Below are 13,197 nucleotides of genomic sequence, written 5' to 3' on the forward strand. Positions count from 1 at the left end.
GATCAATCTCTTTTTGATAGCGATATCACGGATGGAGACTTCACATATTTTCCAATGTGTGTTAATAATAGGATGACAAAGGCGGCAATAGACATAAGGAGAAACGACATGGAACAAGCATTGACTTTATTAAAACGAAAAGAGTGGCGTTTGATCGATCAATCGAATAAAGGGCCGCTCTTTTCTGCAATGGAATCTTTTGCAATGGACGATACACTCTGTACAGCTGTTGGAGCTGGAATTGTCCCTGCTACTGCTAGATTATGGGTTCATCATAAGACTGTCGTTTTAGGAATTCAAGATACAAAACTTCCGCAGTTAAAGGATGGATTGGATTTCTTAAAAGAACAAGGATATCGAACGGTTATTCGCAATTCAGGGGGCTTAGCTGTTCTGTTAGATGATGGCGTTCTTAATATTTCCCTTATCTTTCCTGATACGGAAAAGGGGATTGATATTAACCGTGGGTATGATGCGATGTGGGCGTTGATTCGGCAGATGTTTGTTGATTTTCCAGCGGTAATTGAAGCAAATGAAATAGTAGGTTCATACTGTCCGGGCAGTTATGATTTAAGCATCAACGGAAAAAAATTTGCTGGTATTTCTCAGCGGCGAATTCGAAAAGGCGTAGCGGTTCAAATATACTTATGTGTGCAAGGAAATGGACAAAAACGGGCAAAAGTAATCCAACAGTTTTATGAAAAAGCCAAAAAGGATGCCTCAACAAAATTCACATTTCCAGATGTTCGCCCAGATGTAATGGCCTCTTTATCAGAGCTATTGAATATAGACCTAACAATGGAAGCAGCAAAAAAACGTTTTATTGATTTTTTAAACAAATACAGTGAAAATTTCTATATTGGTCAGCTTCAAGAACAAGAAACAAACTGGTATCCTATGTATTATCAACGAATGAAGGATCGCAATGAGAAGGGACAACAGGCTGATTAAACATGATAGACAGGTTTTTTTCTAACACCTTAAAGAATGGAATGTTGGATGCGCTTTTTATCGTTTTCCGACAGAAGACTACCTCCTCAATCGTGTAAAGGGTGAAGCTCAACGATAGGTGGGAGATGAATGTCGGTTAGGCGTAAGCCTAAAGGTTTTTGTTTCCCACTTCATTCTTTAATGATATAATCAGTCTTAGATAAAATAAGGGCTGATTATACAATGAAATTAGATAGCAATAATCATTCAGTATTCTTGATGTATTATCAACTTGTGTTAGTTGTGAAATATCGTAGAGAAGTCTTTGATGATGAAGTATCTGACTATGCTAAGGATATGTTTGTAAAATTAGGTGAGAAATACAATATCTCACTAGTCGAATGGAATTATGATAAAGACCATGTCCATATCCTATTCAAAGCACATCCTAATACAGCATTATCAAAGTTCATCAACGCATACAAAAGTGCTAGTTCTCGATTGATAAAACGTGACTTTCCTACAGTTCGCAAAAAACTTTGGAAAGAAATGTTTTGGTCAAGAAGTTTCTGCTTACTAACTACTGGTGGTTCTCCTATCAACGTAGTCAAAAATATATTGAAAATCAAGGCATGAAGTGAGGTGAAAGCAATGTTGGTCAATAAAGCATATAAGTTTCGTATCTACCCTAATAAAGAACAAAAAACACTAATTGCTAAAACAATTGGCTGTTCACGTTTTGTGTTCAATCATTTTCTAGCACAATGGAACGATATATACAAAGAAACAGGTAGGGGACTAACTTATAACGCTTGCTCTTCTCAATTAACTCAACTAAAGAAAGAATTAGTATGGTTAAAAGAAGTTGACAGCATTGCTATTCAGTCATCACTTAAAAACCTTGCTAATTCATATAGTCGATTCTTCAAGAAGCAAAATAAAGCACCTCGCTTCAAGTCTAAAAAGAACAAGGTTCAATCTTACACAACCAAGTATACAAACGGAAATATTGCCATTGTAGGCAATAGAATGAAGTTGCCTAAACTTGGTCTTGTTCGTTTTGCTAAAAGTCGTGAAGTTGAAGGTCGTATTCTTAATGCGACTATTAGACGGAATCCAAGTGGAAAATACTTTGTGTCCATTCTTGCAGAAACAGAAATACAACCGTTAGAAAAAACAGGTTCTTCCGTTGGTGTAGACGTAGGATTAAAAGATTTCGCTATTCTATCTGATGGTACGCCACCTTATGAAAACCCTAAATGGTTTCGTACATTGGAAAAGAAGTTGGCTGAGGCACAGCATATTCTTTCCAGACGTACAAAAGGTGGTTCAAATTGGAACAAGCAACGTATCAAGGTTGCGAGAATACATGAAAGAATTACGAACGCAAGAACAGATTATTTGCAAAAAATCTCTACTGAAATCATCAAAAACCACGATGTAATAGGTATTGAAGATTTGCAAGTATCCAATTGCTAAAGAACCACAAGTTAGCAAAAGCAATCAGTGAAGTATCTTGGTCACAGTTTAGAACTATGCTTGAGTACAAAGCAAAATGGTATGGTAAACAAGTCATTGCGGTATCTAAAACATTTGCTAGTTCCCAACTTTGTTCGTGTTGTGGATACAAAAACAAAGACGTTAAGAATCTCAACCTTCGTGAGTGGTATTGTCCTTCTTGTGGTACACATCATAATAGAGATATTAACGCAGGACAAAATCTTAAAAACGAAGCCATAAGACTTCTAACCGTAGGAACTACGGGGATAGCCTAATCAATTAGGGTTCGATAGAATCCCGTACTTAGGAATCTCCCACTTCAAACAACCCGTAAGGGTTAAGTGGTGAGTAGTTCAAAAAAACATAGATAGCGGGATCATCACAGGATTCCCACTATCTATGAGATTTCTTATTCGGCTAATTTTTCAAGGTTTCCATTTCTGTCCATTTTAAAAGAAGTTGCTGGACGTTCTTCTTCATCAAAAAGCACTAGTTTACGTGCTCTATTCATAATTTGCATTAACGTCTCATAGTCTTCCTTCATCGTAAGACTATTTTTTTCTAACTCCTCAACCTTTTTGCGTAAACTTTCATTTTCTTTCCTTAATTCAGCTTGTTCCAGCTTCAATCTCTCATTCTCCCTTTTCATCCCAATATGTTGGAATTCTCTTGAGTTCAGTTGTTGCAAGTATACAATCACATGGCTTAAGCTTAGTTCTTTTTCATTGTACGTAGTGCTTTCTGTAGACTTTACTGGTATTTCTTGCAGATCATGCTGCTGTTCGTCTAGGTTCGCGTCCGTAACAACAGGAAACGATTCGATTTCTTCAATAGTAACGGCAGGCGGCTGATACAGTAATTTTTTCTTGCCGCTTTGCTCTTTCCCTAGTAATCGTTGCCGTTGTTTTCGTTGTTTTTTTGCTAATTGCAATGCTTTTTCATATTGATGCCTTACGACAGCATTCCAGCGAAAGCCACAAGCAGCAGACGTTCGATTTAGCCTATCTCCAACTTCTTCAAAAGCATTTAATTGTGTACTGCCTTCACGAACATGCCGCAGCACTGTTTCTGCCAGCAGCAAATCATTTTCTTCCGTCCAAGCGTCTTGGCGTGTTTTCATGTTATTCCAACTCCCTACTATTTTTTTAATGGTTTTTATAGAAATTTGATTGTTCATGATCCTCTATCCACTACTAAGCTTACGATTCATCAGGTTCTTTTCGGCTTGTTTTAAAAACGAAAATGATCCAATTGCACTGTAAGTTTTTGTGAGAAAAAGCTTTATTTGAGAATGAAGCGCTTTGTGAAGTATGAAAGCAATACAGCAAGCTCAATACTTGTAAAAAGAAAGCGATTCTGTCTTTAGTAAGCATGTCGGCTCTGCTAAACCAGCCCAGCTTCAAAAAGAGGAGGATGATGAACGATCCTTCTATGAGAAAGCATGGACATAATCGGAAATTTTTATACCAATATGTTTAAAAAACTACTAGATTTTTATTTTGACGAGGAAAAACAACGTTGTCTTTTAACAGGATTAAAAAATCGCTATAATAGATTCATGGTTTGTTGAAAGTAGGTGATAAAATGTATGGCACAATGAAGCTTCAGGAAGAGAAGGTTTTCAAAGATCCTGTTCATCGCTATGTGCATGTGAAAGATAAAGTAATATGGGACTTAATCGGAACGAAAGAATTTCAGCGGCTCAGAAGAATTCGGCAATTAGGGACAACGTATGTAACTTTTCATGGTGCTGAACATAGTCGCTTCAACCATTCACTCGGGGTTTATGAAATTGTTAGGCGAATTGTTGATAATGTTTTTAAAAACCGTCAAGAATGGGATAACAGCCAGCGATTGCTGTCATTGTGCGCCGCGCTTTTGCACGATTTAGGTCATGGCCCCTTTTCTCATTCATTTGAAAAAGTGTTCCACCTTGACCATGAACATTTTACACAGGAGATTATTTTAGGCAAGACAGAAGTGAATGATGTATTGACGAAAGTAGGCAAGGATTTTCCCCAAAAGGTCGCAGATGTCATTGCAAAAACGTCTGAACATAAACTAGTGATCAATTTAATTTCCAGTCAAATTGACGCTGACCGGATGGATTATTTATTGCGTGATTCCTATTTTACAGGTGTCAGCTACGGTCAATTTGATATGGAAAGAATTTTGCGTGTCATGCGTCCGCAGGAAGATCAAATTGTCATTAAGTATACAGGCATGCATGCAATAGAAGATTATATTATGAGTCGTTATCAAATGTATTGGCAAGTATATTTCCATCCAGTAACAAGAAGTGCCGATGTCATTTTGCGGAAAATTTTGCATCGTGCCAAGGCGTTGTATGATAAGCAATACAAATTTCAGAGTGATCCGCATCATTTCTATTCTTTGTTCCAAGAAAAGGTAACGTTAGAAGACTATTTAAAGCTAGACGAGTCGATTATACTTTACTATTTTCAGATGTGGCAAGAGGAAGACGATCAGATTTTACGTGATTTGTGTACACGCTTTGTCAATAGGAATTTGTTTAAGTATGTTGAATTTGATCCATCAAAAGAATATAAAGTACTTGCAAAGCTGGAATCTTTGTTTTTGGAGGCAGGATTAGATCCTGAATACTACTTAGTGGTAGACTCCTCTTCAGATCTCCCTTATGATTTTTACCGTCCAGGGGAAGAGGGAGAGCGACTGCCTATCCATTTATTGATGGCGGATGGGGAATTAAGAGAACTATCCCGTGAATCGACGATTGTTGATGCAATATCTGGCAAGCGTAGAACTGATCATAAGCTCTATTTTCCTGGAGAGTTGCTGGCAGTTGATGGCAAACACAAAAATCTTGAGCAGCAAATTCGTGTCCTCTTAGGAAAGAAATAAAGTAATCATGTAATTTTGATGGAAGGGGATGGGTAAATTTGTTACATGACCATGCCAAATTAATTAGTGCAATTGCGGCTTCTGGAGAGATTGTCGGTAGAAAGAAGCTCCAGAAAATGATTTATATCGCAAAGAAACGATTGTTTCCCTTCGATGAAAAGTTTGAATTTCATTTTTATGGCCCATACTCAGAAGAATTAACATTAAGAATAGAGGAATTAGGAAATCTGGGTTTTTTAAAGGAAACACGAGAAGAAAAGGGAAATTATTACCAATACCGTTATTCAGTGACGAAGAGCGGCAAAGAGTTTTTAGAAAATCAAAAATTAAAGATGCCAGATTTAACGACTATTTTTACTGATCTTAATAAACAAACCGCCCGTTTTTTAGAATTGGTATCTACAATTTTATATTTTGATCACTTATCTAAAGCGGAAGTTGCAGATAAAATTGCGACACTAAAAAGCAGTCAACGCTATACAGATGAAGAAATAGAAGCTGCTTATGCATATATTGAGAAGCTCGATAAAGCGTAAAGCTAGGGAAAGCTGCTTTACGCTTATCATCTGTCTCAATGCCCCTCCAGGAAAGGCTCAATATCAAACTTTGAGCATCTCCATATATGACTCTCTTATTTGTCACTAGCTAACTTTCCTGCAATCGCATAATGGTTTTTGGCCATTTCTTCAATCACAACGGTTATTTTTTCTTCTGGAGCATCTATAGTTTCGGATACTGCTTCCGTTACTTTTTTTACTAGTGCTCTTTTTTGATTGTCAGTACGTCCTTCCAGCATTTGAACAGTAATAATTGGCATGATATTCCCGCCTCCTTTTTCATTCGAAGAGGTTATTCAAAGACCATCCAAGTTCAAGACATCTTCTCGTATGAAGATCACAACGTTCGCTGTTTGAAAATTGCGCTTTCTTATTGAACCTCTCGAAATTTTTTTTCAGCATTTTTGAGAGGTTGATTTATCTTTATATCAGCCTCTCTGCTGCCTCTAAAATTGTAGAACGTTTTACTGCTGTAAGCAAGCGTCATTTCGAAGGAGCTTCGCAGCTTTTTTGGGTACCTTGCTATATTCATTTACGTTCACCACGATAGAGGAGAGTTCATACAATGTATAGGTAAATAGTATGGTTATTTTTATCCCACATCTAACTGGCAGTAAGACCCCCACCTCGGGGAGTAAGAGGAATCAGAAGCGCTAGGTGGGGGATAACTGAAAGTCAAATGTCCGATTGGTTCGGGCCGACAGGATAAGGAAAGCTTCTTGAATTAGCATCGCACGAAGAAAAAGTGTTCTCCTTTTCGAGGATGTCGGTCACAAAGGCGTTGCAACAGGACAAGGAAAGCTTCGGCAGCGATACATCGCACGAAGAAAAAGCGTTTTCCTTTTTCGAGGACGTTGCGATCCTAGCCTTTGTTCTAATTCTTATCAGTGGGGGATGAGAGAAAACCCCCACTCATGGAAGTTTCACTTTATCAAAAGACCGTATCCTCCTCCATTTAACAGCCTCAGACATATAAATGAACTCAATTGTAATGTGTATTGCATGAATAAATACATTTAATTTTGTATACTAAGGAAGTGAGAAGTTTGCCAAAAAGGAGCCGGATGTGTGGAACGTTTTTTAGCTTTTAAACTTGAAGAAATCCCTATTGTTGCAGTCGTTTTAATTATCGCATTTACTGTTCATGAATTTGCTCATGCCTATACAGCGTATTGCTTCGGCGATCCAACGGCGAAGAAGCAGGGAAGATTGACACTAAACCCAATGCAGCACATTGATCCGCTTGGAACAATCCTTATTTTTATTGCTGGCTTTGGCTGGGCTCGTCCAGTGCCTGTTAATCGTTTTTATTTTAACAAGCCACGGCTTGCAGGTATCGTCGTTTCTTTAATGGGGCCGATGAGTAATTTCTTATTGGCGATTATCGGATATGGTGTATTTTATGCATTAATTGTTTCAGGTGTTAGTGCGACTGTTCCTTTCTTCGTGCTAAAGTTTTTGGAGCTTTTTGTTTGGTTAAATCTTGTACTGTTCGTGTTTAACCTTTTACCTCTCCCTCCATTAGACGGCTATCGAATTGTGGAGGATCTTGTACCAACTGACATTAGGGCAAAGATGACACAATTTGAGCAGTATGGTGCACTTATTTTTCTCGTTCTTGTTATCACTCCATTGTCTCAATATACAATTAGGCCTATTTTTCAACAAGTATTGCCATTCTTAGTGCAACAGCTTCAAGGTTTGTTTTCGCTGTTCTTTTAAGGCTTATTAAAAAAATCCCTGAAAAATAGTTCCGTGTGAATACAGTACGATCCATCAATTTTTAATCGGCTGCGCCTCTGTTCTCCCTTCATTTGCTGACTTTTTATGCAACAGCCTTGTAGGTGCAGCACATTTTGCCTTATTCGAGTACCTAGCAGTAAAATTGGGCAATGGCAGCTGGCATTCGTAAGGATACGGCGATTGGAAGGTGCAATGAGTAGTTGAAAGGATGATGTTAGGATGGAAAATGAAAAAAAGCAAAAAGTCGGTTTTAATATTATTAAAGATGCTCCTACTGATGGCCATAAAGGCTTTGGAATCGGTTCTTTAAGTTTAGAAAATATTTCGCCAGTCTTTGTTGACGTAGAAGCTGAAGAAGCATTTATTGATGTTGGCGCTATGCATGGACGCAGCCAGATAGAACGAAAAATTAGATTTTCTCCCGATAGATCAACTGTTCCAGAAGAAGGAGCAAAGCTTTATTGGCTCGTTTGGGTTACAGTGGACCGCAAAGAGGAAGGTCTATATTATGCTGGTGTCGGTGCTTGTGAAATGGTCATTAACCGTCCAGAGCGGCGCGGCTATAAATCAATGCCTGAGCATGTAAATCATATGGATAAATCATTAAAAGGCAAGATTATAGTGGATCATATGGATGATAAGTCAAAAATGATTTTGAGTGATTTTCTAAAAAATTACAATGAGGAATTTTGGCGTTTATCTAGCGATGAACTAAAAAGCGCACTGCAAACTGAAAAATAATTGTTATTATGAACAATTTGTGAAGTTTTCTTTGTTTTCGACCAGAAGCTTGCTGATTCAATAAAAAAAATGTACACTTAACATGATTTGCACAATGCAAACTAGGATATAAAAAACTCGAGGTTCGCACAACCTCGAGTTTTTTATATCTAAAGAGAGAAAAGCATGTATGAGATTCGGCTGCATTATCTCCACTCAAACAGACGCCGGAACCAATGTTTTTTTGCTTTGCTTCGTTGTTTCTGCTGCTTGCCTTTATCCTCCAAATGATTACTGCAATATTCACTCGGCTCTGTTCCTCTTAAAAAGTAAGTTAGCCGTGGGGCAGTCGGACATGCCTTTGTCGCGATTTTTCCAGTGTCAGGATCAATCATTTTTGCAACCACTCCTTTTTCAGGAAGAAATGTTTGCACAGGCTCCGTCTTTAAAGCTTCTTCCATGAAGCGTATCCAGATATCCTTTGCATAGGCTGCATCCGCTATATAAGTAATATCTTTCCCTTTATCATAACCTGTCCATACTCCAGCAGTAAGCTGGGGGGCAAAGCCAATCATCCAGCTGTCCTTGTTGGTTGAGCCTGATTTGCCAGCGTATGGTCTTGTCATCTGCTGCAAAATCGAATTTCCTGTAATCGTCGCATAGTCATTTAAACTTGGGTCAAACATTCCTGTCATCATCTGTGTCATGATAGAAGCAAGGGCTGGGTTAAGGACCTGCTCGTTTGAAGTGTCTGCTTCATAAAGGATGTTGCCATCCATATCCTCTACTTTTTTTATAAAGGTTGGTGTCACTTCTTTTCCACCATTCACAAATAAATTATAGGCATTGACGATCTCAAGCTGCCTAACACCGGACGCCCCGATCGCGGATGATGGCACTTTTTCAATCTCTGTCGTCAATCCAAATTGTCTTGCTGTATTTATTAACACTTCTTCTCCAATGAATAAATGGGTTTTAACTGCATAGATATTGTCGGAAAGTGCCAACGCCCGGTCTAGCGTAATCGCTTTGTCTGCATATTGGTGATTATAATTCCTTGGTGTGTAGTTTGCTCGATCGTTATCAAAGCGGAAAGTTGTTTTTTCACTGCGTATCATTGTTGTCGGTGTAAAGCCTTTTTCTAGTGCTGCATAATATAGCAAGGGCTTCATTGTTGAACCAGGCTGTCTTACTGCTTGTACCGCACGATTAAACGGACTTTCTTTATAATTGCGCCCGCCAACCATTGCTGTTACATATCCATTATGAGGCTGAATTGCTGTCAAGGCGACTTGGATATCAGATGTATCTGAAATCGTATCCCTGATTACTTTTTCAGCAATTTGTTGATGTTTTGTATTTAAAGTAGTGTATATATGGAGACCGCCTCTATCAATCATTTGGCGATCAAAACCAGCGGCAGTTTGCAATTGCGCTTTCACAATGTCTTGAAAGTAAGGAGCAGTCTTTATTTGATGATGTGTATGCTCTCCCACTAAATGCAGCGCTTCGTTTGCAGCTGCTTTTGCTTCAGCTTTTGAAATGAAGCCATTTGTCTGAAGCGCCTGCAAAACAACGAGCTGACGCTGCTTTGCTTTTTCTTCAGAAAACAGAGGAGAGTAGATGCTAGGCCCTTTTGGAATCCCTGCCAGCATCGCTGCTTCTGCAAGTGAAAGTTCATTTGCGTTTTTTCCATAATAAAATTGGCTGGCAGCTTGAATGCCATATGTACCGTGGCCATAATAAATCGTATTTAAATACCCTTCCAATATCTCTTCTTTGTTATAATTCACTTCTAATCTTAATGTATAAAATGCTTCCGTTATTTTTCGCTTCCATGTTTTATCAAGGCCAAGATAGAGAGCTCTAGCATATTGCTGTGTAATGGTACTTGCACCTTGCTTTTTCTTCATTGCTTTCACATTTACGATAACGGCGCCCATCATTCTTTTTAAATCGAAACCGTAATGTTTATAAAAGGTCTTATCTTCTACAGCGATAGTAGCATTTACAATGTTTGGCGAAATTTCATCTAAATGAACCCAAAATCGTTTTTGGCCGCTATTGCTTTCGCCAACAACTGTACCATCATCTGCATAAAAAAGGTTGGACTGTGAGACAGTCAAAGGAGGAGGGCCCAGCACTTTTGCTAATAAAATAACGGCAAGTAAGCAAATGAGCATCAAAATGCCAATAAAAATACTTGCTCGAATAAAAAAACGAAAATATTTTCTTTTTTTGCTTAAAATAGCCATTGTTTCCATTAGCATTCTCTCATTTCTTTCTTTATTTATTAAAATGTTCAGATCTTTTCTTTCGGTTTTATCGTATGTTCGCTAGAAATATACGAAACAATATTTACACAAACCAAATGGTTGATGAAGGTTTAATAAATTCGATGTATCAGTTTTACAACATAACGAGTAAAAAAATCGATTTACATGAGCAGCCACCGTAGTTACATCATTCTTCTAACACTGCTATTAATAACAGTATGAAAAAAAAACCGCTGTTTTAAACCCAATGCGAAAATAAAGTGATTGAATCAAGTCTCTCAACACCGTACAAGTTAAGGACGCATCGTCTCTGTTGCAAAGCTTGAGAGACTTTCGTAAAGGAAAAAGAAGATCATTTTTTCTAGGCTTAAAACAAAGACGAGAAGCATTACTTATTTTACTGCCCAGTTCAGACATTTTTGTTCAATGAAATAATAAACATTTTCTGAAAATAAACTGTCAACTAACATTTTCCAAATTCATAAAAAAAATGATCTTGTATTTTCTTAAAATTTCTCTATAATTTTTCTCATGCTATACAACTTACTTGATAAAAAAATTGGGAGGAAACATAATGAGTGGACTTTGGTTTACCGAAAAGCAGACAGAAAATTTTGGGATTACGATGAAAGTAAATCGTACTTTACATACAGAACAGACTGATTTTCAAAAATTAGATATGATTGAAACTGCTGAATGGGGGAAAATGCTTCTCTTAGATAATATGGTGATGACAAGCGAAAAGGATGAATTTGTATATCATGAAATGGTTGCTCATGTGCCGCTTTTTACTCATCCTCATCCACAAAAAGTACTCGTTGTCGGCGGCGGTGATGGTGGAGTTGTTCGCGAAATATTAAAACATCCAAGTGTCGAGAAAGTCACTTTAGTTGACATTGATAGCAAAGTCATTGAATATGCCAAACAATATTTGCCTAACATTGCCGGTGAACTTGATAATGAACGTGTGGAAGTAAAAGTCGGCGACGGTTTTATGCATATTGCACAAAGCAAAAACGAGTATGATGTTATCATGGTTGATTCAACAGAACCTGTCGGCCCAGCAGTTAATTTGTTTACAAAAGGATTTTATGCTGGAATTGCCCAAGCATTAAAAGACGATGGCATTTTTGTTGCACAAACGGATAATCCTTGGTTTAAAGCTGATTTAATTCGTGAAGTGCAAAAAGATGTTAAAGAAATTTTTCCAATTACAAACTTGTATCACGCTAATGTTCCTACCTATCCAAGTGGGATGTGGACGTTTACAATCGGCTCAAAAAAATATGATCCATTGCAAGTAAGTGAAGATCGTTTCCACGAAATTGAAACCATTTATTACACAAAGGAATTGCACAAAGCATCATTTGTGCTCCCTAAATTCGTGAAGGATCTGACAGAGTAAGATTTTGGGAGAAAGAGGAGAGAGAATAGTGAAATTTGATGAAGCATATTCAGGCAATGTGTTTATTGGCAGCTCACCACATTATGAAGAATGCAAAGTTGTCATTTATGGGATGCCAATGGACTGGACCGTAAGCTATCGACCAGGTTCTCGTTTTGGCCCAAAACGGATTCGAGAAGCTTCGCTTGGTTTAGAGGAGTACAGTCCATATCTTGATCGGGAGCTTGAGGAAGTGTGCTTTTTTGATGCAGGCGATCTTCCTCTGCCATTTGGCAATCCTCAACGCAGTATAGAAATGATAGAGGATTATATCGATACTTTGTTAAAAGATAACAAATTTCCATTAGGAATGGGCGGCGAACATTTAGTATCTTGGCCAGTTATTAAAGCGATGGCAAAAAAATACCCAAATCTCGTAGTGATTCATATGGATGCTCATACAGATTTACGGACGGAATATGAAGGTGAGACTCTTTCACATGCGACACCTATTCGCAAGGTTGCGGAACATATCGGCCCCAAAAATGTTTATTCTTTTGGCATTCGTTCTGGTATGAAAGAGGAATTTGAATGGGCAAAGCAAAACGGGATGCAAATTGCAAAGTTTGACGTCTTAGACCCTTTAAAGGAAGTCTTGCCAAGTTTAAGCGGACGCCCTGTCTATGTCACAATCGACATTGATGTGCTGGATCCGGCACATGCGCCGGGTACTGGAACAGTTGATGGCGGAGGGATTACGACAAAAGAACTGCTAGCAGCTATTCATGAAATTGCCCGTTCCAATGTCAACGTTGTCGGCGGCGATCTTGTTGAAGTTGCGCCGAGTTATGACCATTCAGAACAGACAGTGAATACGGCAAGCAAGCTCATAAGAGAAATGATGCTCGGATGGGTGAAATAGTGTTATGAATCCTAATGAGGACGTTCTTCTTTTGGAGAACGTCTCTTTTAGTGTACATGTGTTCGAATCTATGAGGTTGGCAATGAAGCAAAGTGGTATAATAAAACGATAGATTTTTTATTCGCTTATAAAAGATGGTCTCGCCTTTGTTGAAGTTCTCCTTGCTTTATGCAAGACGTTTTAGTATTTAGGCATCATCGTCCTTCAAAAAACCTGAATACGACATTGCTTTTCCTTTTTTTTATTCTTATAATGAAAGGATTATAACGACTCGATAAAAGG

At 38.1% G+C, this 13,197-nt stretch carries 10 protein-coding genes and 2 pseudogenes; 9 read left to right on the forward strand and 3 right to left on the reverse strand.

Annotated features, from left to right (window positions below; all coding sequences use genetic code 11):
- The first annotated feature begins 108 nt into the window (after positions 1-108).
- The 3 genes and pseudogenes from J2S08_RS16770 to tnpB all read left to right on the forward strand — a co-directional run bounded on the left by J2S08_RS16770 (position 109) and on the right by tnpB (position 2,705).
- Entirely contained in the window at positions 109-951 is an 843-nt protein-coding gene (locus J2S08_RS16770) for a lipoate--protein ligase family protein (RefSeq protein ID WP_307231547.1), read from the forward strand.
- 222 nt (positions 952-1,173) lie between these two features.
- Positions 1,174-1,571: pseudogene (gene tnpA, locus J2S08_RS16775) on the forward strand (IS200/IS605 family transposase).
- Between the two features lie 10 nt (positions 1,572-1,581).
- Positions 1,582-2,705: pseudogene (tnpB, locus tag J2S08_RS16780) on the forward strand (IS200/IS605 family element RNA-guided endonuclease TnpB).
- A gap of 134 nt (positions 2,706-2,839) precedes the next feature.
- Here the strand turns inward: tnpB and J2S08_RS16785 are convergent.
- Positions 2,840-3,550 (reverse strand): RsfA family transcriptional regulator, encoded by a 711-nt coding sequence (locus tag J2S08_RS16785; RefSeq protein WP_307231549.1) that lies wholly within the window; start codon positions 3,548-3,550, stop codon positions 2,840-2,842.
- A gap of 464 nt (positions 3,551-4,014) precedes the next feature.
- Here J2S08_RS16785 and J2S08_RS16790 point away from each other — a divergent pair, with 464 nt between their 5' ends.
- Both J2S08_RS16790 and J2S08_RS16795 read left to right on the forward strand, forming a co-directional pair.
- Positions 4,015-5,313 (forward strand): HD domain-containing protein, encoded by a 1,299-nt coding sequence (locus tag J2S08_RS16790; RefSeq protein WP_307231551.1) that lies wholly within the window; start codon positions 4,015-4,017, stop codon positions 5,311-5,313.
- A gap of 38 nt (positions 5,314-5,351) precedes the next feature.
- The gene (locus J2S08_RS16795) at positions 5,352-5,849 is read left to right on the forward strand and encodes a YwgA family protein (protein ID WP_307231553.1); all 498 of its coding nucleotides are present in this window, start codon (positions 5,352-5,354) and stop codon (positions 5,847-5,849) included.
- 95 nt (positions 5,850-5,944) lie between these two features.
- Here the strand turns inward: J2S08_RS16795 and J2S08_RS16800 are convergent, their stop codons facing one another.
- Positions 5,945-6,130, reverse strand: coding sequence for a 2-hydroxymuconate tautomerase (locus J2S08_RS16800; RefSeq protein WP_307231555.1), 186 nt, complete (start codon positions 6,128-6,130; stop codon positions 5,945-5,947).
- 808 nt (positions 6,131-6,938) lie between these two features.
- Here J2S08_RS16800 and J2S08_RS16805 point away from each other — a divergent pair.
- Together J2S08_RS16805 and J2S08_RS16810 are read left to right on the forward strand one after the other, a co-directional pair.
- Positions 6,939-7,592: a site-2 protease family protein gene (locus J2S08_RS16805; protein ID WP_307231557.1), complete on the forward strand. Its 654-nt coding sequence runs from the start codon at positions 6,939-6,941 to the stop codon at positions 7,590-7,592.
- Between the two features lie 240 nt (positions 7,593-7,832).
- Complete coding sequence (locus J2S08_RS16810) at positions 7,833-8,354, forward strand: YwhD family protein (RefSeq protein WP_307231559.1); 522 nt, start codon at positions 7,833-7,835, stop codon at positions 8,352-8,354.
- A gap of 185 nt (positions 8,355-8,539) precedes the next feature.
- On the opposite strand, the gene J2S08_RS16815 is transcribed toward J2S08_RS16810, so the two are convergent.
- Positions 8,540-10,597 (reverse strand): transglycosylase domain-containing protein, encoded by a 2,058-nt coding sequence (locus J2S08_RS16815; protein WP_307231561.1) that lies wholly within the window; start codon positions 10,595-10,597, stop codon positions 8,540-8,542.
- A 586-nt stretch (positions 10,598-11,183) separates the two neighbouring features.
- Between J2S08_RS16815 and speE the strand changes: the two genes are divergently transcribed.
- Both speE and speB read left to right on the forward strand, forming a co-directional pair.
- On the forward strand, positions 11,184-12,014 hold the full coding sequence (gene speE, locus J2S08_RS16820) for a spermidine synthase (protein ID WP_307231563.1): 831 nt from the start codon (positions 11,184-11,186) through the stop codon (positions 12,012-12,014).
- Positions 12,015-12,042: 28 nt separating this feature from the next.
- The gene (speB, locus tag J2S08_RS16825; RefSeq protein WP_307231565.1) at positions 12,043-12,915 is read left to right on the forward strand and encodes an agmatinase; all 873 of its coding nucleotides are present in this window, start codon (positions 12,043-12,045) and stop codon (positions 12,913-12,915) included.
- Positions 12,916-13,197 lie beyond the last annotated feature (282 nt).

The sequence above is a fragment of the Bacillus chungangensis genome (assembly GCF_030812995.1).
Classification (GTDB): Bacteria; Bacillota; Bacilli; order Bacillales; family Bacillaceae_C; genus Bacillus_CF; species Bacillus_CF chungangensis.

Excerpts from the sequence above, each read along its gene's own strand:
- J2S08_RS16810 (WP_307231559.1), top strand. The coding sequence starts at position 7,833 with ATGGAAAATGAAAAAAAGCAAAAAGTCGGTTTTAATATTATTAAAGAT.
- speE (WP_307231563.1), top strand. The coding sequence starts at position 11,184 with ATGAGTGGACTTTGGTTTACCGAAAAGCAGACAGAAAATTTTGGGATT.
- J2S08_RS16790 (WP_307231551.1), top strand. The coding sequence starts at position 4,015 with ATGTATGGCACAATGAAGCTTCAGGAAGAGAAGGTTTTCAAAGATCCT.
- J2S08_RS16815 (WP_307231561.1), bottom strand. The coding sequence starts at position 10,597 with ATGGAAACAATGGCTATTTTAAGCAAAAAAAGAAAATATTTTCGTTTT.
- J2S08_RS16800 (WP_307231555.1), bottom strand. The coding sequence starts at position 6,130 with ATGCCAATTATTACTGTTCAAATGCTGGAAGGACGTACTGACAATCAA.
- J2S08_RS16770 (WP_307231547.1), top strand. The coding sequence starts at position 109 with ATGGAACAAGCATTGACTTTATTAAAACGAAAAGAGTGGCGTTTGATC.
- J2S08_RS16785 (WP_307231549.1), bottom strand. The coding sequence starts at position 3,550 with ATGAAAACACGCCAAGACGCTTGGACGGAAGAAAATGATTTGCTGCTG.